Source organism: Edaphobacter acidisoli (genome assembly GCF_014642855.1).
Classification (GTDB): Bacteria; Acidobacteriota; Terriglobia; order Terriglobales; family Acidobacteriaceae; genus Edaphobacter; species Edaphobacter acidisoli.
In genome coordinates, this window is sequence record NZ_BMJB01000001.1 from 2,972,318 (window position 1) to 2,997,064 (window position 24,747).

At 60.5% G+C, this 24,747-nt stretch carries 20 protein-coding genes; 15 read left to right on the top strand and 5 right to left on the bottom strand.

Annotation, left to right across the window (positions count from 1 at the left end):
- Positions 1 to 285 precede the first annotated feature (285 nt).
- Positions 286 to 3,168, top strand: coding sequence for an aconitate hydratase (locus tag IEX36_RS12120; protein ID WP_188759536.1), 2,883 nt, complete (start codon positions 286 to 288; stop codon positions 3,166 to 3,168).
- A gap of 146 nt (positions 3,169 to 3,314) precedes the next feature.
- On the top strand, positions 3,315 to 4,493 hold the full coding sequence (locus IEX36_RS12125) for a M23 family metallopeptidase (RefSeq protein ID WP_188759537.1): 1,179 nt from the start codon (positions 3,315 to 3,317) through the stop codon (positions 4,491 to 4,493).
- Positions 4,494 to 4,583: 90 nt separating this feature from the next.
- Here IEX36_RS12125 and IEX36_RS12130 read toward each other — a convergent pair whose 3' ends face one another.
- Complete coding sequence (locus IEX36_RS12130; protein ID WP_188759538.1) at positions 4,584 to 6,290, bottom strand: alkaline phosphatase family protein; 1,707 nt, start codon at positions 6,288 to 6,290, stop codon at positions 4,584 to 4,586.
- Positions 6,291 to 6,942: 652 nt separating this feature from the next.
- On the opposite strand from IEX36_RS12130, the gene IEX36_RS12135 reads away from it, so the two are divergent.
- The 9 genes from IEX36_RS12135 to IEX36_RS12175 all read left to right on the top strand — a co-directional run bounded on the left by IEX36_RS12135 (position 6,943) and on the right by IEX36_RS12175 (position 17,614).
- Complete coding sequence (locus tag IEX36_RS12135) at positions 6,943 to 8,019, top strand: type III polyketide synthase (RefSeq protein WP_188759539.1); 1,077 nt, start codon at positions 6,943 to 6,945, stop codon at positions 8,017 to 8,019.
- A 353-nt stretch (positions 8,020 to 8,372) separates the two neighbouring features.
- A complete protein-coding gene (locus IEX36_RS17500; RefSeq protein WP_229668923.1) occupies positions 8,373 to 9,005 on the top strand; it encodes a PEP-CTERM sorting domain-containing protein in 633 nt (210 codons plus the stop codon).
- A 171-nt stretch (positions 9,006 to 9,176) separates the two neighbouring features.
- Positions 9,177 to 11,606, top strand: coding sequence for a RelA/SpoT family protein (locus tag IEX36_RS12145; RefSeq protein ID WP_373283038.1), 2,430 nt, complete (start codon positions 9,177 to 9,179; stop codon positions 11,604 to 11,606).
- A gap of 220 nt (positions 11,607 to 11,826) precedes the next feature.
- A complete protein-coding gene (trpB, locus tag IEX36_RS12150) occupies positions 11,827 to 13,053 on the top strand; it encodes a tryptophan synthase subunit beta (protein WP_188759540.1) in 1,227 nt (408 codons plus the stop codon).
- Positions 13,054 to 13,071: 18 nt separating this feature from the next.
- Complete coding sequence (gene trpA, locus IEX36_RS12155) at positions 13,072 to 13,833, top strand: tryptophan synthase subunit alpha (protein ID WP_188759541.1); 762 nt, start codon at positions 13,072 to 13,074, stop codon at positions 13,831 to 13,833.
- Between the two features lie 109 nt (positions 13,834 to 13,942).
- Positions 13,943 to 14,206, top strand: coding sequence for a chorismate mutase (locus tag IEX36_RS12160; protein ID WP_188759996.1), 264 nt, complete (start codon positions 13,943 to 13,945; stop codon positions 14,204 to 14,206).
- Positions 14,207 to 14,272: 66 nt separating this feature from the next.
- Positions 14,273 to 15,292, top strand: coding sequence for a 3-deoxy-7-phosphoheptulonate synthase (aroF, locus tag IEX36_RS12165; protein ID WP_188759542.1), 1,020 nt, complete (start codon positions 14,273 to 14,275; stop codon positions 15,290 to 15,292).
- A 24-nt stretch (positions 15,293 to 15,316) separates the two neighbouring features.
- Positions 15,317 to 16,174: a prephenate dehydrogenase gene (locus tag IEX36_RS12170; protein WP_188759543.1), complete on the top strand. Its 858-nt coding sequence runs from the start codon at positions 15,317 to 15,319 to the stop codon at positions 16,172 to 16,174.
- A gap of 210 nt (positions 16,175 to 16,384) precedes the next feature.
- Positions 16,385 to 17,614 (top strand): threonine ammonia-lyase, encoded by a 1,230-nt coding sequence (locus IEX36_RS12175; RefSeq protein ID WP_308422303.1) that lies wholly within the window; start codon positions 16,385 to 16,387, stop codon positions 17,612 to 17,614.
- A 38-nt stretch (positions 17,615 to 17,652) separates the two neighbouring features.
- Here IEX36_RS12175 and IEX36_RS12180 read toward each other — a convergent pair whose 3' ends face one another.
- Positions 17,653 to 18,870, bottom strand: coding sequence for a D-alanine--D-alanine ligase family protein (locus tag IEX36_RS12180; protein ID WP_188759545.1), 1,218 nt, complete (start codon positions 18,868 to 18,870; stop codon positions 17,653 to 17,655).
- A 143-nt stretch (positions 18,871 to 19,013) separates the two neighbouring features.
- Here IEX36_RS12180 and IEX36_RS12185 point away from each other — a divergent pair, with 143 nt between their 5' ends.
- Entirely contained in the window at positions 19,014 to 19,256 is a 243-nt protein-coding gene (locus IEX36_RS12185; protein ID WP_188759546.1) for a hypothetical protein, read from the top strand.
- A 164-nt stretch (positions 19,257 to 19,420) separates the two neighbouring features.
- Here IEX36_RS12185 and IEX36_RS12190 read toward each other — a convergent pair whose 3' ends face one another.
- Positions 19,421 to 19,690 carry a hypothetical protein gene (locus IEX36_RS12190; RefSeq protein WP_188759547.1) on the bottom strand — a complete coding sequence of 90 codons (270 nt, stop codon included), beginning with the start codon at positions 19,688 to 19,690 and terminating at the stop codon, positions 19,421 to 19,423.
- Between the two features lie 335 nt (positions 19,691 to 20,025).
- On the opposite strand from IEX36_RS12190, the gene IEX36_RS12195 reads away from it, so the two are divergent.
- The gene (locus tag IEX36_RS12195) at positions 20,026 to 20,286 is read left to right on the top strand and encodes a DUF1810 family protein (RefSeq protein ID WP_188759548.1); all 261 of its coding nucleotides are present in this window, start codon (positions 20,026 to 20,028) and stop codon (positions 20,284 to 20,286) included.
- Positions 20,287 to 20,288: 2 nt separating this feature from the next.
- Here the strand turns inward: IEX36_RS12195 and IEX36_RS12200 are convergent, their stop codons facing one another.
- Entirely contained in the window at positions 20,289 to 22,448 is a 2,160-nt protein-coding gene (locus tag IEX36_RS12200; RefSeq protein WP_188759549.1) for a molybdopterin-containing oxidoreductase family protein, read from the bottom strand.
- An 85-nt stretch (positions 22,449 to 22,533) separates the two neighbouring features.
- Between IEX36_RS12200 and IEX36_RS12205 the strand changes: the two genes are divergently transcribed.
- Positions 22,534 to 23,163, top strand: coding sequence for a TMEM175 family protein (locus IEX36_RS12205; protein ID WP_188759550.1), 630 nt, complete (start codon positions 22,534 to 22,536; stop codon positions 23,161 to 23,163).
- Positions 23,164 to 23,250: 87 nt separating this feature from the next.
- The gene (locus tag IEX36_RS12210; RefSeq protein ID WP_188759551.1) at positions 23,251 to 23,724 is read left to right on the top strand and encodes a YybH family protein; all 474 of its coding nucleotides are present in this window, start codon (positions 23,251 to 23,253) and stop codon (positions 23,722 to 23,724) included.
- Between the two features lie 17 nt (positions 23,725 to 23,741).
- Here the strand turns inward: IEX36_RS12210 and IEX36_RS12215 are convergent, their stop codons facing one another.
- On the bottom strand, positions 23,742 to 24,746 hold the full coding sequence (locus tag IEX36_RS12215) for a cytochrome D1 domain-containing protein (protein WP_188759552.1): 1,005 nt from the start codon (positions 24,744 to 24,746) through the stop codon (positions 23,742 to 23,744).
- Position 24,747: the final 1 nt, after the last annotated feature.

Sequence of the window (24,747 nt, forward strand, 5' to 3'; positions counted from 1 at the left end):
ATTGCACGAGTGGGGCCATAGCGGGGAGCCTTCGGGCAACAGGGGCTACCGCGCCACAGCAAATCGGCAGTAAAATAAACCCGATGGCACGCCGCCTGCCCAGACCGAAGCGCTTTCGGCATGGCCGCCCCGACCGCGGGCGCTGATCGCCTTGTGCTCGATTACCCACCCAAAGTTTTGTTAAGCTTCCAACCGTCGCTGTCCGTGGCCTGAGTTCGCCGCCACGGCCCTCACCTCGCGCGCTGACGCATCTGACCAATCAGCCGCGCCTTCGGAGAAGAAACCATGCCCACTCAATCGCATCCCGATTCCTTCAAGAGCCTCGCTACGCTCAAGTCCGGTTCCACCACCTGCCAGTACTTCAGCCTGAAGGCGCTGGAGAAGAAACCCGGCGATCTCTCGCGCCTTCCGTTCTCGCTGCGCATCCTGCTCGAAAACCTGCTTCGCCACGAAGACGGTCGCTCCGTCACCGCGGACGACATCAAATTCCTCGCCGCGTGGGACCCGAAGGCCGAGCCTTCCCGCGAGATCGCCTACATGCCCGCTCGCGTCCTCATGCAGGACTTCACCGGCGTGCCTGCCATCGTTGACCTCGCCGCCATGCGCGACGCCATGAAGACGCTCGGCGGCGACCCAGAGAAGATCAATCCGCTCCAGCCCGCCGAGCTGGTCATCGACCACTCCGTGCAGGTGGACGAGTTCGGCACGCTGCGCGCCTACGACATGAACGCCGCGCTCGAGTTCCAGCGCAACCGCGAGCGCTACGCCTTCCTCAAGTGGGGCCAGTCGGCGTTCAACAACTTCTCTGCCGTGCCTCCCGGCATGGGCATCTGCCACCAGGTAAACCTCGAATTCCTCGCGCGCGTCGTCTTCACCACCGCGCCCGACGCGAGCGGAAAAGTCTGGGCCTATCCTGACACACTCGTCGGCACCGACTCGCACACAACCATGGTCAACGGCCTGGGCGTGCTCGGCTGGGGCGTCGGCGGTATTGAGGCAGAGGCCGCAATGCTCGGCCAGCCAGTCTCGATGCTGGTTCCGCAGGTGGTCGGCTTCAAGCTGACCGGCAAACTGCGCGAAGGCGCGACCGCGACCGACCTCGTCCTGACCGTCACGCAGATGCTGCGCAAGCTCGGCGTCGTCGGCAAGTTCGTCGAGTTCTACGGCCCCGGCATCGCCGAGCTTCCTCTGGCCGACCGCGCCACCATCGCCAACATGGCGCCCGAGTACGGCGCCACCTGCGGCATCTTCCCGGTCGATGCCGAGACGCTGCGTTATCTGCGCCTCACCGGCCGCAGTGAAGAGCACATCGCGCTCGTCGAAGCCTATCTCCGCGAGCAGGGACTCTTCCACACGAAGGATGCAGTGGAAGCTGAGTACTCCGCGACCATTTCGCTCGATCTCGCCACAGTCGAGCCAAGCGTGGCCGGACCGAAGCGTCCGCAGGACCGCGTGCTGCTCTCGCAGGCAGGCGCGAACTTCAAGGAGCAGCTCCCTGCGCTGCTCGGACCCAACGGCAACAAGAACGAGGCGCGGCAGATGGTCCGTTGGGAGGGCGAAGGCGGCACCGCCTCTGCCTCGGGCGATATTGGAAGCAGTGTTGGCATGGCGGCCGCAGTTGTCGAGTCGCCCAGCGTACCTGTGGCCACGCTGGTTGAGGGAGCGCTCGAAGCCCCTCACGTGTCGATCAGGTCGCGGTTCGGGATCGATCCGGACAAGTACCTCGACCACGGCTCGATTGTCATCGCCGCGATTACATCATGCACGAACACCTCGAACCCCTCGGTGATGCTCGCCGCTGGTCTGCTGGCGAAGAAGGCCGTCGAGAAGGGACTCAAGACGCCGCCCTGGGTGAAGACCTCGCTCGCACCAGGCTCGCGCGTCGTGACGGATTACTACGAGAAGGCCGGGCTGATGCCGTATCTCGATGCGTTGCGCTTCCAGATAGTGGGCTACGGCTGCACGACCTGCATTGGCAACTCGGGTCCGCTGCCCACCGATGTCTCGAAGGCGATTGACGACCACGGCCTGGTCGCCGTCTCGGTGCTCTCGGGCAACCGCAACTTTGAGGGCAGAATCTCGCCCGACGTGCGCGCCAACTACCTGATGTCGCCGCCGCTGGTCGTCGCCTACGCGCTGGCCGGACACATCGGCCACAACTTCGACACCGACCCGCTCGGCAAGGGCAAGGACGGCAAGCCCGTCTTCCTGCGCGACATCTGGCCCACCCAGCAGGAGATCGCCCAGACCGTCGCCGCCTCCATCGACTCCGAGATGTTTCACAAGGAGTACTCGACCGTCTCGAAGGGCGACCAGAACTGGCAGGGTCTCAAGTTCCCCGAGGGCGAAACCTACGGATGGGAGCAGGACTCGACCTACATCCGCAAGGCCCCGTACTTCGACGAAATGCCCGCGACGCCTGCGGCGGTCGAGGACATCCACGGTGCCCGTGTGCTTGCGCTGCTCGGCGACTCCGTCACGACCGACCACATCTCCCCCGCAGGTTCGATCAAGCTGAACGGCCCGGCGGGCAAGTACCTCACCGATCATGGCGTGAAGGCGTCGGACTTCAACAGCTACGGCTCCCGTCGCGGCAACCACGAGGTCATGGTGCGGGGCACCTTCGCCAACGTGCGGCTGCGCAACAAGCTCGCTCCGGGTACCGAGGGCGGCGTCACGCGCCTGCTGCCAGAGGGCACAGGCATGTCCATCTATGACGCCTCGGTCGAGTACGCGAAGCGCGGCACTCCGCTCGCCATCCTCGCGGGCAAGGAGTACGGCTCCGGCTCCTCGCGCGACTGGGCGGCGAAGGGTCCGCGCCTGCTCGGCATCCGCTTCGTCGTTGCCGAAAGCTACGAGCGCATCCACCGCTCGAACCTGGTCGGCATGGGCATCCTGCCCCTGCAGTTCCTCCCCGGGCAGAACACCGAATCGCTCCACCTGACGGGCGAAGAGGTCTTCCGCGTAGGCGAGCCAGGCGAGCTGCGCGCAATGCTCGACGGCAAGTTCGCCAACGGTCGCACGATCACCGTCTTCGCCGAGTCCGACAAGGGCAAGACAACCGAGTTCTCCGCGACGGTCCGGATCGACACGCCGCAGGAGATTCTCTACTACCAGCACGGCGGCATCCTGCAATACGTGCTGCGCCAGTTGGCAGGGAAGGCGTAGGCTGAACGCGCATGGCGGGTGCTCCTCACCGGGGCGCCCGCCGCACTGACAGGTGCCATCGTGTAACAGATTCTGCTTTAATGTGCCTGCTCTTTATTCTGAGCCGGGCCTGTCAGCGAAAATCTCCGTTACCAGGGCGTGCTGCCATGCGTGTCGTCTCTTCTCTCGCGGTGGTTCTCTGTTTTCTTCTGTCAACCGTGCCCGCGCAGCCGCAGGATGTTCTGACTCCTGTAATTGCGTCTCCGCTCCGTCCCACCGCGTTCGCCTTTCAAGGGACGGACCATCGACAGCACCTTGTTTACGAGCTGACGATCACCAATACAGGCAGCGCACCAGCGACGCTCCAGCAGATCGAGGTCGTCGATAAGGACTCTCCCGCAAAGGCACTTGCTGTGTTTGAAGGCGAGGCGCTCCTCGTGCGCCTGTGGACCCCGGGACGCGCACTCGCAACGACACCGCAGATCGAACCAAACGGAACGCGGCTCTTCCTCGCCGACTTCACCCTGGACGGGAACAGCCACGTGCCCCACACCCTCCTGCACCGGTTTCACCTGCTGGCCTCCGGGCCGCCCGGCTCGCCGAAAGATGAGGCCGTGCCGTACACCTACACCATCGCCCCAATCGCAGTGAGCACAGACATCGCAGTGATTAGCCCGCCGCTTGCCGGCGAGGACTGGGTCGCGCTGAATGGCTGCTGCGAGCCCACAGGCGCGCATCGGGGCACAGGCCTGCCGGTCAACGGTGAGATCCACTATGCGCAACGCTTCGCCATCGACTGGATGCAGCTCGACGCCGACCGAAGATTCAGCCACGGAGACGGCAAAGACGTCCACGACTATGCGGACTACGGCGCCAAAGTAATCGCCGTGGCCGACGGCACCGTGGTCGAGACGCTCTCCAACCTGGATGACCAGCCGGTCGGCTCGCTGCCCGATCCAAAGACCATCACGCTCGAAAATGTGGACGGCAACCACATCGTGCTCGATCTCGGACATGGCCGCTACGCCTTCTACGCGCATCTCCAGAAAAACTCGCTGCTGGTCGTCAAAGGACAGCACGTAAAGCGCGGCCAGGTTCTGGCGTTGCTGGGCAACACGGGCAACTCCTCCGCGCCGCACCTGCACTTTCATCTGATGGACGGCCCCTCGGTGCTGGGCTCATCCGGCCTGCCTTACGTCATCGACCACTTTCAGGTCGCTGGCCAGCTCTCCCGCGAGCAGTTCGACAAGACCGGGATCGATGGCGAGTGGAACGAGGGCCTCGATAAAACTTCCTCCAGCAGAAGTCAGGAATTTCCTCTCGACCTGACCGTAGTCGATTTTTAAAAAGGGGACCAAAACCTCAGGACCAACAGCACGATCAGAAAAAATAGCGGACGCCCGAGGGCGTCCGCTGTCTGGTTAATTCAGGATGATTTATCGTCCAAGGTTCAGGTCGGGCAGAACGCTCGTACCCTGAATGCGAACTGCATCCAGATACGCCGGGTTGATGTCGAGCGCCTTGAGGATGGTTGGAGCCACCTGCGAGGTTGCGACGTCCACGTAGACGGTTCTGGGCTGCCAGTCGTCGTGCGAGACCAGCAACATGACGTTGGTGTCGTCATGGGCGAATCCGCCATGCTCTTCCTGCTTCGCCGTGCTGCCGGAGTAGGTGACGCCGACGTTCGGGGTCACGATGATGTCCGGCGTGCGCGGGTCCTTGGTCGGGTCGTTGAAGTTGAGCGCGAGCGAGGGGCCATAGTAGATCTGCCCGAGACCGATCTGTGCCGCGTTCTGCTCAAGAATAGAGACGCTTTGGGCTGTGTAGGACGAGTCTTTCAGCCAGATCAGCGAGACATCGTCCTCGGTGGGACCGATACCGGTCGGGTTGTTGGTCGACTCGGAGTCGGGAATGAAGCCTGCATTCGAGAGCAGGGTTACGGGCGAAGAGGCATTGATGAGGTTGGAGACGTAGCGGTTGGGATCGATCGGCGACTGGCCGTGCTTGGCCGTGACGACGATCAGGGTCGAGTCGTAGAGGCCCTTCGATTTGAGCTCGGCGACAAACTTGCCGATAGACGCATCGACAAACTTGATCTCGCCAACGAGGGCTGCAGACGGGGTTCCCGCCGCATCGAGGTAGCCGCCTTTGGTGTTGTTGCTCGCCTCGATGAGCTTCTGGCCAACGCTGACGGCCTGGAAGTTCATGCCAAAGATCGTGGGCACCTCGGTCCTCTTGACGCCGAGGTGGTCTTTGCCGTCAATCTCATTCAGGATTGCGTTGGCCTTGAGAGTGTCATAGCACTGGATGTTCTGGAAGCTATTGGTCCAGGCGGTTACGTCCGAACCTGGGTCAGGAATAGTGCTGCAGGCAAGGCCGGTGGGTGTTTGAACGTTGGGAAGCGCTACGACGGTCGAGTTAATCTCAGGCGCATAGAAATCGTCGAGCGCGGAAGGCCCAACGCCGCTGGCAACCGACGAGTACGCCGGATGCTTATCGGACCACGCGGTGTAGCCGCCAGCCTGATGGATGACGCTGAAGATGCTGTTGGTGCGGACAAACTGCCACGGAAAGACGGGCTGGCAGCCAGTGGCCGGATCGCGGGGAAGCTTCTTCGGGTCGATGGAATTGAGGCCGCCATCGGTGAGCGAAGCGCCGGGTGCGCCGCCGTTCAGCTTGGTCTTGTCGATATCGATGCCTTCCTCATACTCGGTCGTCGTGCCGGTCGGTGCAGCATAGGGAGTGCAGGGGCCGGCAGCGACGCCGTTGCCGGTGGTTGTCGCGGGGGCATCGTAGTTGCGAGCGTAGGCAACGTCGTAATAGACGCCGGTCAGCGCGGGGCTGCCGCCGGTGACGATTGCCGTCAGGCCTGGGAAAGAGTCCGATGGCCGTGAGGTGCTGGCCGCCACATAGTTAACGCCGGTGCTGTAAAGCGCGGCGAGCGCAGGGCAGTAAGACTCGCCGTTATTCACCGTGCTGACGCCGTGGATGCAGTTGGCAAGGTCGACAGCGTGCATGCCGTCGATGCTGATGAGAAGCACATGCTTAACCCGGTCGTGATTGCCATGGTCAAAGTCCTGCGCGGCGGCGATGCCTGCTGAAGAGAGAGCTGCAAGCATAAGGAGAGCGATCGCTTTTTTCATTACATACCTCCGCTAACGAGATTTATGCGGAGGTTGTGGTGAAGACGTTGCAGGAAGGTCAATTTTGGTTGAATGGATGCGATGCGGATGAGGAAAACAATGGAGATATTGATAGGAAGCGGTTTTCTTTTTACCCCATCAAACGAGACTCACTGAGACTCGATCGTGTCGCAGGTGCAAGCCGGCTTTTGTTGCAATGATTTGCAACTATTCGGTTCAGCAAGCACAGGATCTGCAATCAATATTTTAAGCATGCAAGCTGGCGCGAGCAGCGTAGCGCGAATTTTCAAAATAGGGCCTTGACAGATGAGTGCGCACCGGCCTCGTACAGATAGATAGCCTGTTATGCATGAGTTAGCATCTTCTCTTACACTTCAGACACCTTCGCGCCAATTGAGAGCAATACTGGAAGTCGGTCATTTCATGCGAGATGACCCGATGTTGAATAAATCCCCGCATGAATAGGCAACCTTTTGCACTGTTCTATACTTCGTCTATTGCCTCCCCCGGCGCTTCACCTGTGTCTGGCTGACGAGTCGCCGGCCCAATACCCCACAGGTATTTTTTCCTGCCAATAGGACACGAACTCCTTTTTGTGTCGCGTCCATTGAGGGTATTTCCCCTCTCAGATCACCGCAGAGGTAACGACTCCATGCATATTGCATCCGTAGGCACAGCTTTTCCTCCTCACCGTTATCCGCAAGCCGTTATCACGGGAGCGATTAAAGAAAAGATGAGAGACAAGCTGGACATGCCAGACGTGATGGACCGGCTCCACGGAAATTGCGGCGTCGACTTCCGCCACATCATGTTTCCGCTGGATACGCTGGGAACCATCTCGGGATTTGGCCCAACCAACGATCTCTGGATCAAGGGAGCGATGGAGCTAGGCGAGAAGGCGATCCAGAAGGCGCTCGATCACGTGGGACTCAGGCCGAAGGACATCTCCGCGATCTTCTTTACCTCAGTGACCGGCATTGCTTGCCCAAGTATTGATGCGCGGCTGGTAAACAAGATGGGCTTTCCGCGCAGCGTGAAGCGGATCCCGATCTTTGGACTGGGGTGCGTGGCCGGTGCAGCAGGAATCTCGCGTGCGGCAGACTATGTGCGTGCTTATCCGAAGCAGTATGCCTTGCTGCTCTCTGTCGAGTTGTGCTCGTTGACGTGGCAGGAGAATGACAGCTCGATGGCCGCACTTGTTGCCTGCGGACTCTTTGGCGATGGCGCGGCGGCCGTGGTTCTGGCTGGCGAAGAGACCGAGCTGGCGAAGAGACCGACAAGCGTGAAGAACCCATGTCCAAAGATATTGGCAACGCGCTCAACGTTTTATCCCGACACAGAACACTTGATGGGATGGAACATCAATGAGAGCGGTTTCAACATTGTGCTGTCCGCAGATGTGCCTCAGCTTGTGAAGGCGGAGTTGCGTTCCACGGTAGAAGGCTTTTTGGAAGAGAACGGTATGCGCATGGAGCAGATTTGCAGCTTCATCTTCCATAGCGGAGGACCGAAAGTGTTGCAGGCAATGGAAAGCAGTCTGGGATTGCCTCCGCATGCACTGTCCGCCTCGTGGAACAGTCTGCGGCAAAGAGGCAATCTGTCGTCTGCATCGGTCCTGACAGTGATGCAGGACTTTCTGCTGAATCGTCCGGGCAGTCCAGGCTGCTACAGCATGATGGGCGCCATGGGACCAGCATTCTGTTCAGAATTACTTCTGTTGCAGTGGTAGTTCAGCGTGCACATTTTTTTGCGAATTTGAATTGAAGTGAGAGGAGAGCGTGAAGACGTTCTCCTCCTCGTTTTTGATATGCCTACATCGTTCGTGCATGAGAAGAAAATGTGCGCGGATGATGCACAGAGTAGTTATTGTCCTTGTCTACAAGGAGTTTCATGCGCTGTCTCGCCATCGGCCTCGAAATATTTTCGCATGACGAATTTCTTGTTCGTCAGGACGAGAAACATCATCATCTGCAGGCAACGTGAATAGGCGACATCGCGCGAACCACGGGCATCCGTAATAAGTATCGATGCGAGCAAGAAGCACGACGGAAGACGCATCCGCACTTCCCCCGGAGGTTCAATATGCTCAAATCACTCGTAGCCTTGGCTGCCGCGTTGACGTTGCCTGTTGTTCTTTTTGCTGATCCTATCTCTGGAACGTTGTCGGCCCAGGGCAGTGATACCTTCACTTCCTCTACGATCACGTTCGGCACAGATGGAGAAGTGAATGGAGGAGCAGGCGCAAATACAGGCAGCTTCAGTGTCCTGTCCGATGGAACGCACATTACGTTCTTTCCTGCTTTTCCATCATCAACCCCCCTGCCTTACAACCAGGGGTTCAACACAGTGCCGACCACTCTTCAGCCGCTCACGCTCTTCACGACGACTGCATCGAACAATGAAATCTTCAACTTCATCATGCAGGACTACACCGCCGATTATTCCAGCGGTGGCGGATGTCTGAGCGGAGCAGTTTGTCTGGACGTAACAGGTGATGGCTATTTCACAGCCTCGGGCCCAACCGCATACACGTCGAGCCCAGGCAGCTTTACCTTCACCTCTCAACTCGTGAATGGACAAACGAGTACCACGTACTCGGCTTCAGCCATTGCTACACCGGCCGCAGTTCCGGAACCAGCTTCGATCGCGTTGCTGGGTGCCGGCATGCTTGGCATCGCGGGTCTTGTGCGGCGACGCATGATCTCGCTTGGCTAGTGCTGTCGTGTAGTCAGTTCGGCGATAAACCCTCTCCACTACGTGCCGTCCGACGGCACGTAGTGGAGGCTCTATTTTTGTCGATGGCTCGAAGAGCTTCCACGATGCTCTGATTAAGCCCCGCAAATGCTACGAACGGCGCGAGGTTGACGGGTCGGCCTATAATTACATATGGTTCCCGCAAATTCAGTCCCATCGGGGGCTGGCGTCGAGTCGCGCGTTGAGGATGAGACGAAATCTCGGGATTTGGCCGTTGGGCCAAATGGAGCCGGGCCGGAAGTGGCTCTTCCGCAAGGGATTTCGCCGACTGCTGGCGCGGTGTTGCCAGAAGAGTCTGTAGTGCCGAATTCGGCTGCTTCGCGTCTGACGGGGCTTTCACCTGACGAGATCAAGACCATCGATAACAAGTTTGAGAAGGTGCTGGCGACGGTCCACGAGAACCGGCCGGGGGATGATCTCGAAATCATTCGCAAGGCGTGGGCGTTTTGTCTCGAACATCATGAGGGTCAGAAGCGCGCGAGCGGCGAACCGTATGTGATTCATCCGCTCGAAGTGGCGCAGGTGTTAGCCGAGCTGAAGATGGACTCGACGGCGATTGCGGCCGGGCTGCTGCATGATGCTGTCGAAGACACAGATGTGACTTCGCCGGAGATTGCGAAGCGGTTTGGCGACCAGGTGGCGCACATCGTTGAAGGTGTGACGAAGCTGGACAAGATCAAATTTGCCAACCGCGAGGACCATCAGGCGGAGAACATTCGCAAGATGCTGCTGGCCATGGTGACGGACGTGCGCGTGGTCATCATCAAGCTGGCCGACCGGCTGCACAACATGCGCACGCTGGAGCACTTGAAGCCCGAGAAGCAGCAGAAGATTGCAAAGGAGACGCTGGACATCTACGCTCCGCTGGCGCACCGGCTCGGCATGGGCAAGCTGCGCGGCGAGCTGGAAGACCTCGCGTTTCGGTATACCGATCCTTACGGATACGAGCGCGTGTCGCATGAGGTCGATGCGCTGCGTGGCGCTGGCGAAGAGTTCCTTGAAAAGATTGGCACGCAGCTTGAAGCGAAGCTCAAAGAATTCAAGATCAAGGGCCGCGTTGAGTGGAGAATCAAGCGGCTCTATTCGATCCAGCAAAAACTGAACGATCAGAAAATTCCTGTAGACCAGGTATACGACCTGCTGGCCGTGCGGGTCATCTGCACGACGGTGCAGGACTGCTATGCGCTGCTCGGCCTGCTGCACTCGATATGGCGGCCGGTGCCGGGCAGGATCAAAGACTTTATCGCGATGCCGCGGCCGAATATGTATCAGTCGCTGCATACGACGCTGATTGCCGAAGGCGGCCATCAGTTTGAGGTGCAAATTCGCACCGAGGAGATGCATCGCGTCGCCGAAGAGGGCATTGCAGCGCACTGGAAGTACAAGGCCGACGACAACGTCAGCGCAAAGGACGAGCAGCGGCTGGCGTGGGTGCGGCAGTTGATGGAGTGGCAGCGCGAGATGTCCGACCCCAACGAGTTCATGTCGACACTCAAAATCGACCTGTACCCGGAGGAGGTCTACACCTTCACCCCGAAGGGCAAGGTCGTAGTGTTGCCCAAGGACGCAAGCCCAGTCGATTTCGCCTACGCGATTCACACGCAGGTAGGCGACACGACAGTCGGCGCGAAGGTAAATGGGCGCATCGTGCCGCTGCGGACACGGCTGCGCAACGGCGATATCGTCGAGATCATCACGCAGACCGGCCACGCGCCGAGCCGCGACTGGCTGAGCTTCGTGAAGAGCTCGCGAGCACGCAACAAGATCAAGCACTGGCTCAACGAACACCAGCGCGAGCGCGCCGTGGAGATTGGCCGAAAGCTGATCGAGCGTGAGGCGCGCAAGTACAAGGTCGCACTCACGAAGTTCGGCGAAACAGACTATGTGCGCGTGGCTGGCGAGTACGGTTTGGGCACGCACGCGGATCTGCTCTCTGCGGTTGGCTTTGGGAAGTACTCCGCACGGCAGGTGTTGAACAAGCTCGAACCCGGCGCCACGGCCTCTCCTGAACCGGCTGCGCCCGAGGCCGGCGTAGGCAACGCGCTGGGCCAGATGTCCGAGGCAGTGAAGCGCGTCTTCTTCGGCAAAGGTTCGGAGTCGCTGCAAGTCGAGGGCAAGGACGACCTACTCGTGTACCGCGCGCGCTGTTGTAACCCGATTCGCGGCGAAGAGATTATCGGCTACGTTACGCGCGGCAAGGGCGTAGCGGTCCACGCGCGAAGCTGTCCAAATGTGCAGAACCTGCTGTACGAGTCCGACCGCAGAATTCAGGTCGAGTGGGCGCCGACACCAACAGAGCCAGGAACAGTGAAGCAGCAAACCTACCCTGTGAAACTGTCCGTGACCTGCGAAAACCGCACGGGGATGCTCAAAGAGTTCACCGCAATCATCTCCGACGATGGAACCAATATCCGCAGTGTGGACACGCGCGATGTCGACGATGGCAACGCCGTCGTCGACTTTGTCGTCGAGACAGTGGACCTCCGCCACCTGAATCGTCTGGTGGAACGGCTCAGGCGCGTGCCAGGTGTGCTCGACGTGCAGCGCGCACAGAAGATTTAGGGCGGCGGGTTGCGGTGAAAGGGCGCTCGCGTGTATTGTGGATAACAAGATGACAAACTTCTCCAGCCAAATTTTTATCTTCCGCTACTGGCGCACGGTAGCGGCGACGGCGGAGTAGGCTCATCTGAAGGATTGTTAGCAGTATTCAGTTGAAGCGAAATCCACCCGGGCCGCGACCACAAGAGTCGCGGCCCTTGCTTTGTGCGGTAAGGAGCGTGTGATGAGTACGACAGCGACGATAGTGAATCCAGCGCGGTCGGTGGCTGGACGGTTTGGAGCGTACGGCGGGCGGTATGTGCCGGAGACGCTGATGGCGGCGCTTGAGGAGCTGGAAGCAGCGTACAACGCGGCCAGGGAAGACGCAGCGTTTCAGGCAGAGCTGGACGATCTGCTCAGGAACTACTGCGGGCGGCCGACGCCGCTCTACTTCGCCAAACGGCTGACGGAGCAGTGTGGCGGCGCGAAGATCTACCTGAAGCGCGAAGACCTGCTCCACACCGGCGCGCACAAGATCAACAACGCCCTCGGCCAGGGGCTGCTGGCGCGGCGGATGGGCAAGCACCGTATCATCGCCGAGACGGGCGCGGGGCAGCACGGCGTGGCCACGGCCACCGTCTGCGCGCTGCTGGGCATGGAGTGCGTCATCTACATGGGCGAAGAGGACATGCGGCGGCAGGAGCTGAACGTCTACCGGATGCGTCTGCTGGGCGCTGAGGTGCGCGGCGTGGCGGCGGGGTCGGCGACACTGAAGGACGCGATCAACGAAGCGATGCGCGACTGGGTCACGAATGTGCGGACAACGTACTACATCCTCGGCTCGGCGCTTGGCGCACATCCTTACCCGACGATGGTGCGGGACTTTCACCGCGTCATCAGCCGCGAGGCGAAGGCGCAGATGCTCGAGCGCGAGGGCAAGCTGCCAACCGCGATCGTCGCGTGCGTAGGCGGTGGCTCGAACGCCATTGGCGCGTTCTACGAATTTCTTGGCGACAAGAATGTGCAACTCATTGGCGTCGAAGCTGGCGGACGCGGGCCAAAGCTGGGCGAACACGCGGCGCGTTTCCAGAAGGTAGACGGCGGCGTGCCAGGCGTACTGCAAGGAACATACAGCTACGTCCTGCAGGATGAGAACGGCCAGGTGGCAACAACGCACTCAGTAAGCGCGGGTCTCGACTACGCGAGCGTAGGCCCGGAACACGCGATGCTGCACGACACAGGCCGCGCCACCTACACATCATGCACGGACGACGCGGCGTTGAAGGCTACGGTAACGCTCTCGCGCACAGAAGGCATCCTGCCCGCGCTCGAAAGCGCACACGCAGTCGCCGAAGCCATTCGTCTTGCTCCCACAATGGCGAAGACGGATGTCCTGATGGTGAATCTGTCAGGACGAGGCGATAAGGACATGGGGATTTTGTCGAGAGAGCTGAAGATACAGGGCGTATAGGGACAGGAGCAGAAACGGATGGCGATTGAGTTTAAGAAGAAGCCAGGAATTGTTGCGTATCTGACCGCGGGTGATCCTGATCTTGCGGCGACGAGAGAAATTGCGCTGGCGGCGATTGATAACGGCGCGGATGTGATTGAACTGGGCGTGCCCTTCAGCGATCCGCTTGCGGATGGGCCGGTGATTCAGCGGGCGAGCGAGCGGGCCGTTGCGCGTGGAACGCGGCTGGTGGATGTGCTTGCTCTTGCGAAGGAGCTGCGCGCGGCGCGTCCTTCAGCAGGGCTGGTGCTGTTCTCGTACCTGAACCCCGTGGTACGGATGGGGATGCGGACGTTCACGGAGCGCGCTGCCGAGGCGGGTGCGGACGGAGTGCTTTTGACCGATATGATCGTCGAAGAGGCGGGCGAATACCTCGAAGCGATGCACGCGAACAAGCTTGCTCCGGTGTTTCTGGCCGCACCGACGAGCCCCGATGCACGGTTGAAGGCAATCGCCGAAGTCTCTCAGGGATTTGTCTACGCTATCTCGCGCGTGGGAATTACGGGCACGCAGCAGAAGGTGGCGAGCGACGCGCCGGAGCTGGTGGCGCGCCTCAGAAAGTTCACGAAGCTGCCGATCGCCGTGGGATTTGGCATCTCGACGCCCGAGCATGTGCGCGCCGTAGGCGAGTTTGCCGATGCGGCTGTGATCGGCAGCGCGCTGGTGGCGCTGATTGAAAAAACCGGCGCGGACGGAGCCGCGGCAGCCGTAGGCAAGTTCATCCGGGAGGTGCGCGGGTGATAGCTGACAGCAAGAACGCAGGCAACTCCGCCGTTTATCATGGTGCGTACGGAAAATTTTCGCGGCACGCGACGCATGATGGCGCGCAGCTCGAACATGAGGGATGGCAATGGAGATCTCCGACTGGCGGAAGAAGATTGATGAGCTCGATGAGCAGATTGTGCGGCTCATCAACCAACGCGCAGAGGCGGCGCGGGCGATTGGAGAGCTCAAACGCGTGTCGGACCTTCCCGTTTATGAGCCCAGGCGCGAACAGATCGTGTTTGACCACGTTCGTTCCGTCAATGCTGGACCTCTGGCGGACGCCGAGATTCAGCACGTGTATGAGCGCATCATCGACGTGATGCGGACTCTGCAACGACGGGACGCCTAGCTGGCCTGAACGACGGCGTCATTTGTATCAATTTTAGTTACATACAGAAAGAGTGGCGCGAAATCCATGATCGTAGCGATGCAGGACCATGCAACTGAAGAGAATATTCAACACGTCATCGAGCGGATGGTGGAGCTTGGCTTCAACGTCCACAGAACAACCGGCGAAATCCAGACAATCCTTGCGGGCGTAGGGACGCCGTCACACTTTGACGTAAACGAGTTCAAGGTGCTGACCGGGGTGCAGGATGCGTACCGCATCTCGTCGCCATACAAGCTCGCCGGCCGCGGCTTCCGCCCCGAGGGCACAAAGATTACCTTCCCGAATGGCGTCGTCGTGGGCAACGAAGAGGTTGTCGTCATGGCCGGGCCGTGCTCGGTCGAATCGCGCGCGCAGATCTTGGACAGCGCGAAGAAGGTGAAGGCCGCGGGTGCGAAGTTCCTGCGCGGAGGCGCGTTCAAGCCCCGCAGTTCGCCGTACAGCTTCCAGGGCATGGGCCTCGAAGGCCTGAAGCTGCTGCGCGAAGTTGCCGACGAGACCGGGCTGCTGGTCATCACTGAAGTGATGGAGATATCGCAGATCGAGGTGATGTTGCCTTACATCGACTGCTTCCAGATCGGCGCGCGCAACATGCAGAACTTCAACCTGCTCCGCGAGCTGGGCCACGTGCGCAAGCCATGTCTGCTGAAGCGCGGCATCGCGGCGACAATTGAAGAGGTCCTCTTGAGCGCGGAGTACATTCTCTCCGGCGGCAACTACGACCTGATGCTGTGCGAGCGCGGCGTCCGCACGTTCGAGACCTACACGCGCAACACGATGGACATCTCGGCGATTCCGGTGCTGAAGAAGTTGACGCACCTGCCAGTGCTTGGCGACCCATCGCACGGCGTGGGCATCCGCGACCTGGTGCCACCGATGGCGCTGGCCGCTGTGGCTGCCGGCGCAGACGGCCTGCTGATGGAGATGCATCCGGACCCGGAGAAGGCGATGAGCGACGGCGCGCAAAGCTTGTATCCTGAACAATTGGAGAAGCTGATGGCGCAGTTGCGGAAGCTGGCGCCAGTGGTCGGGCGGAAGATTGCTTAGCCTGCATAAAGGACGGCGCACGCGATGATGGAACGGGTTCTGATCGTTGGCACAGGGCTGATTGGCGCCTCAGTGGGGCTTGCCCTGCGGTCGGCGGGCTTCGTGGGTCGCATCGATGGCTGGGACCAGAGCTCGCTGGAGCTTGCCGCTGCAGAGCAGATGGGCGCTATCGATGGCAAGGCCGCCAGTCGCGAGGCTGCGCTTCAGATTGCGCGTGTTGCCGACGTGATTGTGCTGGCTGTGCCGGTGCTTGCAATCAAGGACTGGATGCAGGCGCTGGCGCCGATCGTTGGCGCCGGGCAGCTCATCACAGACGTTGGCAGCACAAAGCTCGAGATCAGAGAGCTGGCAGCGAAGCTTTATGGAGGCGATGGTCGCGCGGTCTTTCTGCCGGGCCATCCAATGGCGGGCAAGGAGTCCGGCGGCGCTATGCTGGCGGAGGCCGGGCTGTTCGACGGCGCGATGTGGCTGTTCACGCCTCTTTCGGAAAAGCCGACTGCTGCGGAGAAGGAGTGGCGGGGTTGGATCGGCTGCTTCGGCACGCGTTCGCTCGACATGGATGCTGCGCGGCACGATGAGATCTGCGCGTGGGTAAGCCATCTGCCGCAGATGCTCTCGACGGCGCTGGCAGCTCTGCTAGAAGACACGTTCGCCGATGCAGCGGAGATTAGTGCAATCGGCGGCCGCGCGCTGCGCGAGACGACGCGGCTGGGCGCGAGCCCGTACAGCATGTGGCGCGATGTAGCGATGACCAACACGAAGCCGATTGCCGACACGCTGCTGGCGCTCGAGCAGAGGTTGACACATCTGCGCGAAAACCTGCGCACGCCTGAGCTGCGCGAAGAGTTTGAGCTGGCAAATCAGTTCCGGCGACGGCGGTAAGGAAGGCCTGACACGGATGGACACCGATGAGCACCGATCTTAAGAACGACCACGGATAGACGCGGATTGCTCCATGCCGTGCCGCGCAAAGCAAAGCAATTCATGACTCGAGCCCGCGTCGATCCGTAATCGAATCGGTGGCATCGGTGCAAATCGGTGTTAAGCCTTTCGAGATGTCATAAGCTGAAACGGGAAGGAATGTCTAACCCTGTGAGTTCAACAAGCAATCTCAATATCACGCTGGCCGACATCGCGGCAGCTCGCGAGCGCCTTCGTGGGTCCGTGTACTACACACCGTGCGCACACTCTGTGGTGCTGTCACAGTTGACTGGGCAAGAGGTCTTTCTCAAGCTCGAAAACCTGCAAATGACGGGCGCGTTCAAAGAGCGTGGCGCGCTGAACCGTATCGCCACACTTACGCCGGAACAGGCAGCGCGCGGCGTGGTGGCGGCAAGCGCCGGAAATCACGCGCAGGGCGTGGCCTATCACGCGACCAAGCGCGGGATTCGCAGCACCATTGTCATGCCGCTGGCGACTCCGCTGGTAAAGGTGACGGCAACGCGCGGCTTCGGCGCAGAGGTGGTGCTACATGGTGCCAACTATGACGAAGCCTGCGAAGAAGCGCTGCGGCTGTGCGCGGCGCAGGACATGACGTTTATCCATCCGTTCGACGATCCGGTCGTCATGGCGGGCCAGGGCACGATTGGGCTCGAGGTGCTTGAGCAGGTGCCCGATCTTGAAGCCATCGTAGTGCCGATTGGCGGCGGCGGCCTCATTGGTGGCATTGCGTGCGCCATCAAAGAATCACGGCCCGAAGTCCGCGTCGTGGGCGTACAAACCTCGCGATTGCCTTCGATGGCTGCGGCAGTAGCGGAGCACAAGATCGTAACGGTCGAGCCTGGAACGACGATTGCCGACGGCATCGCCGTGCGCCGCGCGGGAGACATTACATTTCCAGTAGTCGAAAAGTATGTCGACGAGATTGTGACCGTCGATGAAGACGAGATCGCATCGGCGATTCTGGTGTTGCTGGAGCGCGAGAAGATGCTCGCCGAGGGCGCAGGCGCAACGGCACTTGCTGCGCTCTTGCAGCGGAAGACCTCGCTCAAAGGCGGGCGCACAGCGGTGGTGGTTGGCGGCGGCAACATTGACGTCACGCTGCTGTCGCGGATCATCGAGCGCGGTCTGGTGCAGGACGGCCGCATGATTCGTCTGCGAATCCACCTGCTCGACAAGCCCGGCGCGCTGGCCGAGCTGACGCGGCTGATTGCGCATCATCGCGCCAACATCGTCGACACCCTCTACAACCGCGCTTACTATGGCGTGAACCTGGGCGACACAGCCATCGACATCACCCTTGAAACACGCGGCCCGGAGCAGGTAAAAGAGCTGTTGGCTGCGCTAGACTCCGGCGGTTATATCTACAGCCGTGTGATTTAGGTTCCTTTGCCGGTTGAGAAAGCAATAGAAGACACACTCTAATTCCGCGTGAACGTCGTCTCCTGCTTCTCCCGATGGCGTTCCATCGCCAGGCCGATGAGCCGGTCGATAAGCTGTTTGTAGGGGATGCCCGTGGCCTGCCACAGCTTCGGATACATGCTGATCGAGGTGAAGCCGGGCATGGTGTTGATCTCATTCAGATAGATGCGCGGCTTCTTGCCCTTGCGCGCAGGCTCCATCAGGAAGTCGACACGCGCGAGTCCGGCGCAGTCGCATGCGCGAAAGGCGGCGACGGCCATCTCACGAATCTGCTTCGATTCGGCCTTGGTAAGCTTCGCCGGAATGATCGGCACGCTGGTGTCAGAGACATATTTTGCTTCGTAGTCATAGAACTCAGCGCCGGGAACGATCTCGCCAACAACCGACGCCTCAGGCGCATCGTTGCCGAGCACGGCGACCTCCAACTCACGCGGCTTCGCTCCCGGTCCGCCGACACCTTGCTCAACGACAAGCTTGCGATCAAAGCCGGCGGCAAGATCCATCGCTGCGGCAAGTTCGCTGCGGTCGTGGACTTTGCTGATGCCAACCGAAGAGCCGAGGTTCGCGGGCTTCACAAAGAGCGGGTAGCGAAGCGCGGCTTCGATCTTCTTCCTGCACTTCTTTGGGTCAGCGCGCCACTCGCTGCGCAGCAGGGCAAGATACGGTGTCTGCGGAAGGCCCGCGGCGCTAAAGAGCTTCTTCATCGCGGCCTTGTCCATGCCAGTGGCCGAGCCGAGCACCCCGGAGCCGACATAAGCGATGTCAGCCAATTCAAACAAGCCCTGAATCGTACCGTCTTCGCCGAAGGTGCCGTGCAGAACAGGAAAGATCGCATCCAGATCAAGCGGCGCGCTCGCATGTGCAGGCGCAAGATCGGTGCGTGTCGAAAGCTGGAGCGGTTGCAGCGACTCCGCCGGCACAGGTGGAACGATGATAGCCTCGCCGCGTTTCAGCACTGCAGCCGTGGGCGTAGCCTCCGGATCGCCTGCCTGGAGCGGGTTCTCCGGCGGGAACCGGCCTGTGAGCAGCGCATGCGCGTCGTGCGACGTAACCCAGCGGCCCTGCTTGGTGATGCCGATGGGGACAACCTCGTACTTCTTCTTATCGATCGCCTTCAGAATCGAGGCTGCGGAGAGGAGCGAGACCTCGTGTTCGCCCGAGCGGCCGCCAAACAGGACACCGACGCGGAGCTTTTTCGCTGGATGCTTTTTCGTCATATTCTGGTTCAAGTCTCTAACAATTGTCAGAGATTTGTTTGCGGAAAACCGCGCGGAGTGCAGAGGTGGTTATGAGAAGTGGTGAGAGTCCGTGTCCATGTGATGAAATAGGGACGAAGATTCAGCACAAATAGGAGACACGCATGTCGGAAGAAGACCTGAGAGCAGAATTGGAGCGGTTGAAGGCAGAGAACGAGCGGCTGAAGAGCAAGGGCGTGCGCGGCCTGAGCCTGAAGGTCAGCGAAAAAGGCGCAGTCTCGCTCTACGGCATCGGACGGTTTCCCGTGACGCTCTACAAGGAGCAGTGGCGCAAGATCCTCGGCATGGCAGCCGAGATCGAGGACTTCATCCAGAAGAACGAAGCGAGCCTGAAGGCGAAAGAGTAGTCAGCCACTCGCGCCCCGCAGGCACAGCGCTGCGTTCTCCCCACAGATGCCAAATGGGGCAGTTTGCATAGTTGGGCCTGCTCGTAGCGCGAGTGATGCTCAGGTTTTAGCGCACAGGTTGGATCAGGCGGAAGATTGGGGATTGTCTCGCCGCTGCCGGGTCGTCAGGCTACAGCCAGCTCTCGCTCCTCACCCCGGATGGGCGTGGGCTCAGTGGTTGAGACTGCCGGGCGCTTCCAATCGCCCAGGGAACGGCTCAGTAGCGCCGAAGCGCAGCCCTCTCCACAGAGGGTGATAATGTCGTTGGAGAGAGCCAGGTCCCAGTCCCACGGCATAAAGGTGATACCGCGCGACGTTACCTTGGCCAGAATCCAGTGATTGCTGGTTTTCTTCTGGACCCCACATACGCACGTAAATGTTGGTGATACTGCCATTTGTTTTCCTGCTTTCCTGGGTCGGCGTTCCGACCCCGTGTGCTACGTTTTGCATAGCAGCACGTCTCGTGCCAATCCTGGCGGAGAACAGGTCATTCGAGTATTTTCAATACCCTGTCTCCTCACCCGGGCGAAGTTTAGACGAATCAAAGCAATTTGCAGCATAGTGAAAAGGAAAATACTTTCCACAGCCGAAGGCGCTCTGATCCAAACCCGCTCCAGATGGCTCGAAAGTATAGATGCCTGAGGCAGATATCGGGTTGCGATAAAGCCGCACCATCGTGGTAAATGCTTGTCCACAGCGGATTGCGGGTCATGGACGGGGAGAGGCGAAGATGCGCGAAGCGTATGATCTGGAACGGTTTATCGAGGCCCAGGAGGGAATATACTCGCGTGCTCTGACTGAGGTCCAGGCAGGCGAAAAACGCAGCCATTGGATGTGGTTCATCTTCCCGCAGATTCACGGGCTGGGGTCCAGCGCGATGGCCGTACAATTCGCTATCTCCAGCCTCGCAGAGGCAAAAGCATACCTGGCGCATCCTGTACTCGGATCGCGTCTGCGCGAGATCACCCAGGCAACGCTGGCGCGGCTCTGAGCTTACGCGCGGCGTACTTCGACCAGCGTCGAATAGAACGTAGGCCCGCCACCGATATCAGTTAGGCGGTCTGAAGTCAGGCGGTTCACATTGCCGCCATGCGCAGAGAGCTTGTTCCAGTCCAGCCGCGCCGAGACGACGCCAGCCTGCACCTGCATGTTGATCACTGCGCGCAGAGCGATGCGTCCGCGTGCGTTGAAGACCTCGACCTCATCTCCCGTGGCGATGCCGCGCGCGGCTGCGTCAGCGGAGTGCATCTCCAGCACACCCGCCGTGCGAGCCTGCATATGCTGGTGCGCCGGAATGTTGGCGAAGGTCGAGTTCATGTAGTTATCAGCCTTGCGTGGCAGAAACTCGAGCGGATATGCGCTGCCGGCGTTAGCGCGTGACTCCGCCGGTGCGTTGAAGACCGGCACAGGCGTCAGCTCGCCTTTGCCGCTAGGCGTCCGAAACCAGTCAGGCGTGCTGAACGGAAGCGCATCGCCAGCGGCATTCGTTGGAAGCTGCACGCGAGCGCGGTGTTCACGTTCCAGCCGCTCGCGCGTGATTCCGCTGAACCACGCATTGCCCGACGCCAGTGTCTGGTCGATGAGCGCGTCTTCATCGTCGCGAAAGCAGGCCTCAGGGAAGCCCATACGCTGAGCCAGCGCGCCGAAGAGGGCAACGTTGTTGCGAGCCTCGCCGAGCGGCGCAATCGCCGGCTCGCTCAACTGCGCGAAGAGATGCCCATAGGCTCCCTGCACGTCCTTGGTTTCGAGGAAGGTTGCGGCTGGCAGCAGAATGTCAGCGTAGTCGGCCGTGTCGGTGAAGAACTGCTCGTGCACGACGGTAAAGAGGTCGTCGCGCTGCATCCCACGCAACACATCGTTTTGGTTCGGTGCAATCGCCGCCGGATTCGAGTTGTAGACGAAGAGCGCTTTCACCGGCGGGCCATCTTCTGCCTTCTCGCCAAGCGCAGTGAGAGCGCGGCCAAGCTGCGCCATGTTCACCACGCGGGCCGCACGGCCAAGCGGGCTCGCCTGCATCAGCTCGGGCATCTGCAGCGCCTTCGAGTTGAAGGGAAATGCGCCAGAGGTCGAAAGCTGCACGCCGCCGCCCTTGTACTGCCACGCCCCAGTGATGAGCGGCAGCATAGCCACAGCGCGCACAGAGTTGCCGCCATTCTGGCTGCGCTGAATCCCGTAGTTCAGGCGAATCGCAGCAGGGCGGCGTCCCTTGCGCCCACTGAGCGCATACTCTCGCGCAAGCCGGACGATAACCTCCGCAGCAATGCCCGTAGCTCGCGCCACAGCCTCAGGCGAGTGCTCAGGCCTGAGCGCATACGCCTTCAGCTCAGCAAACCCTTCCGTACACCGTGCAACATAGCCCGCATCTTCAAGACCCTCGCGCAGGATGACATGCATCATGCCCAGCGCGAGTGCAGCATCCGTGCCAGGGTTGATGGCAAGATGCTCATCGGCGAGCGCAGCGGTGCGCGTGCGGTACGGATCAATCACCACCAGGCGCGCACCCGCGCGACGAGCCTCTTCGATGAAGGGCCAAAGGTGAACATTGTTGCCATGAACATTGCCGCCCCACACGAGAATCAGTCCGGCATGAACAAAATCTTCTGGAGCAGGGCCAAGCTTGACGCCATACACACTCACCAACGCCTCCCCGCCAGCCGTCGAGCAGATCGTGCGATCCAGCTGCGACGCACCCAGCCGGTAGAAGAAGCGCCGATCCATCGATCCATAACCAAGCTGGCCGATGGTTCCCGCATAGCTGTAGGGCAGAATGCTCTCCGGGCCGAACTCATCGGCGATGCTCTTCAGACGCGCAGCGATCTCATCGAGCGCCTCGTCCCACGTAATACGCTCGAAGGCGTCGGCCTCGCGCCCACTGACGCCGCCATAGCCCGCAGGGCCCTTCGCTGCGCCGCGCTTGCGACGCATAGGATAGAGCAGGCGATCAGGCGAATACACGCGGTCGAGATACTTCGCCACCTTGCCGCACAGAAACCCGCGCGTCACCGGATGCGTCGGATCGCCTTCGATCTTCACCGCGCGCCCAGTGATCTGGTCTACGGTAACAAGCACACCGCAGGAGTCCGGGCAGTCGTGCGAGCAGACCGCGTGAACAGTCTTCGTCGCGCCCGGCTGTGCCACCTGACTTGCACCCATAGCTTCATTTTATTCCTCCTGTCATCCCTCCTGAACGACAACCTCCTCGCAAACTCCCTTGGTGCGGCGTTGTATCCTTGCTGCCATGAGTCCGGAACACGACAAGAGGCCAAAGCACACAACATCGCCAGCGCGGCTCGAAGCATTCTCCGATGGCGTCATCGCCGTCATCATCACCATCATGGTCCTGGAGCTGAAGGTGCCCTCGCAGAACGGCCTGGCAGGTCTGCGAGCCATCCTTCCGACGCTGTTCGTCTACGTGCTCTCGTTCAGCTTCACTGGCGTCTACTGGGTCAACCATCATCACCTTCTGCATCGCGCGCGCGAGGTGGACCAGCGCATCCTGTGGGCGAACCTGGGCTTTCTCTTCTGGCTCTCGCTGATTCCTTTCTTCACGGCGTATCTGTTGGAAAAAAACATCGACTCGTTTTCCGTAGCCCTGTATGTTGCATCGATGATTCTGACGGGCGTGTCCTACCTCATCCTGCGCTTGTCGATTGCCAGGCGCCTGCGCCTCGAAGACAGGCTCGAGCAGGAGGACGTAGCCACCGAGCGCAAGCACTGGATGTCGCTCGGCATCTATCTCATCGCGCTGCCGCTCTCCTTCTACCATCCCTACTTTGCGCTGGCAGCGATAGCCGCCGTCGCAGTCCTCTGGATCGTGCCGACGGCTGGAACTCAGCCATGCGACGAAGGCCCGGCGCCGCACCTCTAGCTCAGAAATGACTCAACAGGTTCTACGTGCTCGCTTCCAGCCAATCCGCGTATACACTTCTTCCAACATTCGCTGTGAGGTTACGACATGCTGTTCCGTTGCTTCTGCTCCTTCTTGCTCAGCTTGATTGTGTTTGCGCCGCCGATGGTTCGCGCCCAGCTTGCGCCCGAGTCGCCTTTGCACACGGCCAGCCAGCAGGAGCTAGACATCGTGAAGGTGCTCCTGAAGCAGGAGGCCGCATGGAACCACGGCGACATCGACAGCTTTGCAGCGGGCTATAAAAATTCCCCAAACATTATTTTTCTGACGCACGATGTCTCACGCGGATACGCAGGCATGGTGGATGAGTACAAGCGCGACTATCCGACGAAGGCGTCGATGGGCACGCTCACCTACTCAGACATCGAGGTCCACACGCTGGACGAGAACTACGCCGTGGTCATCGGCAAATATCACCTCGACCGAAGCAAAAAAGACGGTGGCAGCGCAGAAGGCCTGTTCTCACTGGTCTTCGAGAAGACAGATCAGGGTTGGAAGATCATCCTCGACCACACGACGTAAACGCTGTTAGCAAGCTCTCACTTCGCCCACGCAAGCCCATCGGCCCCGGGTCCAGCGCTAATGAGCGACTCCACCTTCCACGTCGCAAGATCAATCGCCGCAACCTTGCCGCTCGCGTTGCAGGAGACATAAGCCACGCGGCCATCCGGGCGAACAAGGACCTCCTGCGGCGCGCTCGGAACGGCAATCGTGCGCTCCACCTTAAGCGTCCGCAGATTCACCACCGCAACCTCGCCAGCCTTCGGGACAGCCACAAGCAGCCAATGGCCGTCGTGTGTGGAAGCAGTTCCATAGCCAGTACCCGGCAGCGCGACCCACGTCTTCACCTTGTTCGTCGTGGTGTCGATGACAGCCAGGCGCGGCTTTATCTGGTCTGACGTAAAGACCATGCTGTCGTCAGGGGAGATCGAAATCCGCTGCGTCTCGCCCGAGATGGGAATGACAGCGAGCGTCTTGTGCGCCACCATGTCAAGCACCGAGACGGTCCCAGGGCCAACGTTCGCCGTGTAACCGCGTTTGCCATCATGCGTCAGGGCAAGCATGTGCGACTGCGGCTGCCCGGTCGGAATCTTCGCCACAATCTGGAGCGTCTTCGGGTCGATGACCGTGACAGCCTCATCCAGTTCAGTGGTCACGTAGAGCAGCCCGCTGTTGCGGTCATAGATAACGCAGTGCGGCCGCACGCCGTGGCCAAAGTCAACGCGATGAATAATCTTGCGCGAAGGAAGATCGACGACCAGCATCTCATGGCCGTCGAGGCCTGGCTTACCCACACCGGTGCTGCCATAGACGGGCAGATAGAGCGTGCGCCCATCCGGCGACACCGCAGCCTCATGCGCATGAACGCCGGTCACGTCCTCCGCAATGGTCGCCGTCTGGCGAGCCGAGGCAGGGCTGATGACGCTTGCCGTGGCATCGCCCTGGTTGACAGCAATCAACGCAGGCGTCTGCGCGAAGGCAGGCACAGCCAGGGCGAGACAGACGAGGGGTGCGGCGAAACCAGACAAAGAGAGCTTTCCCATA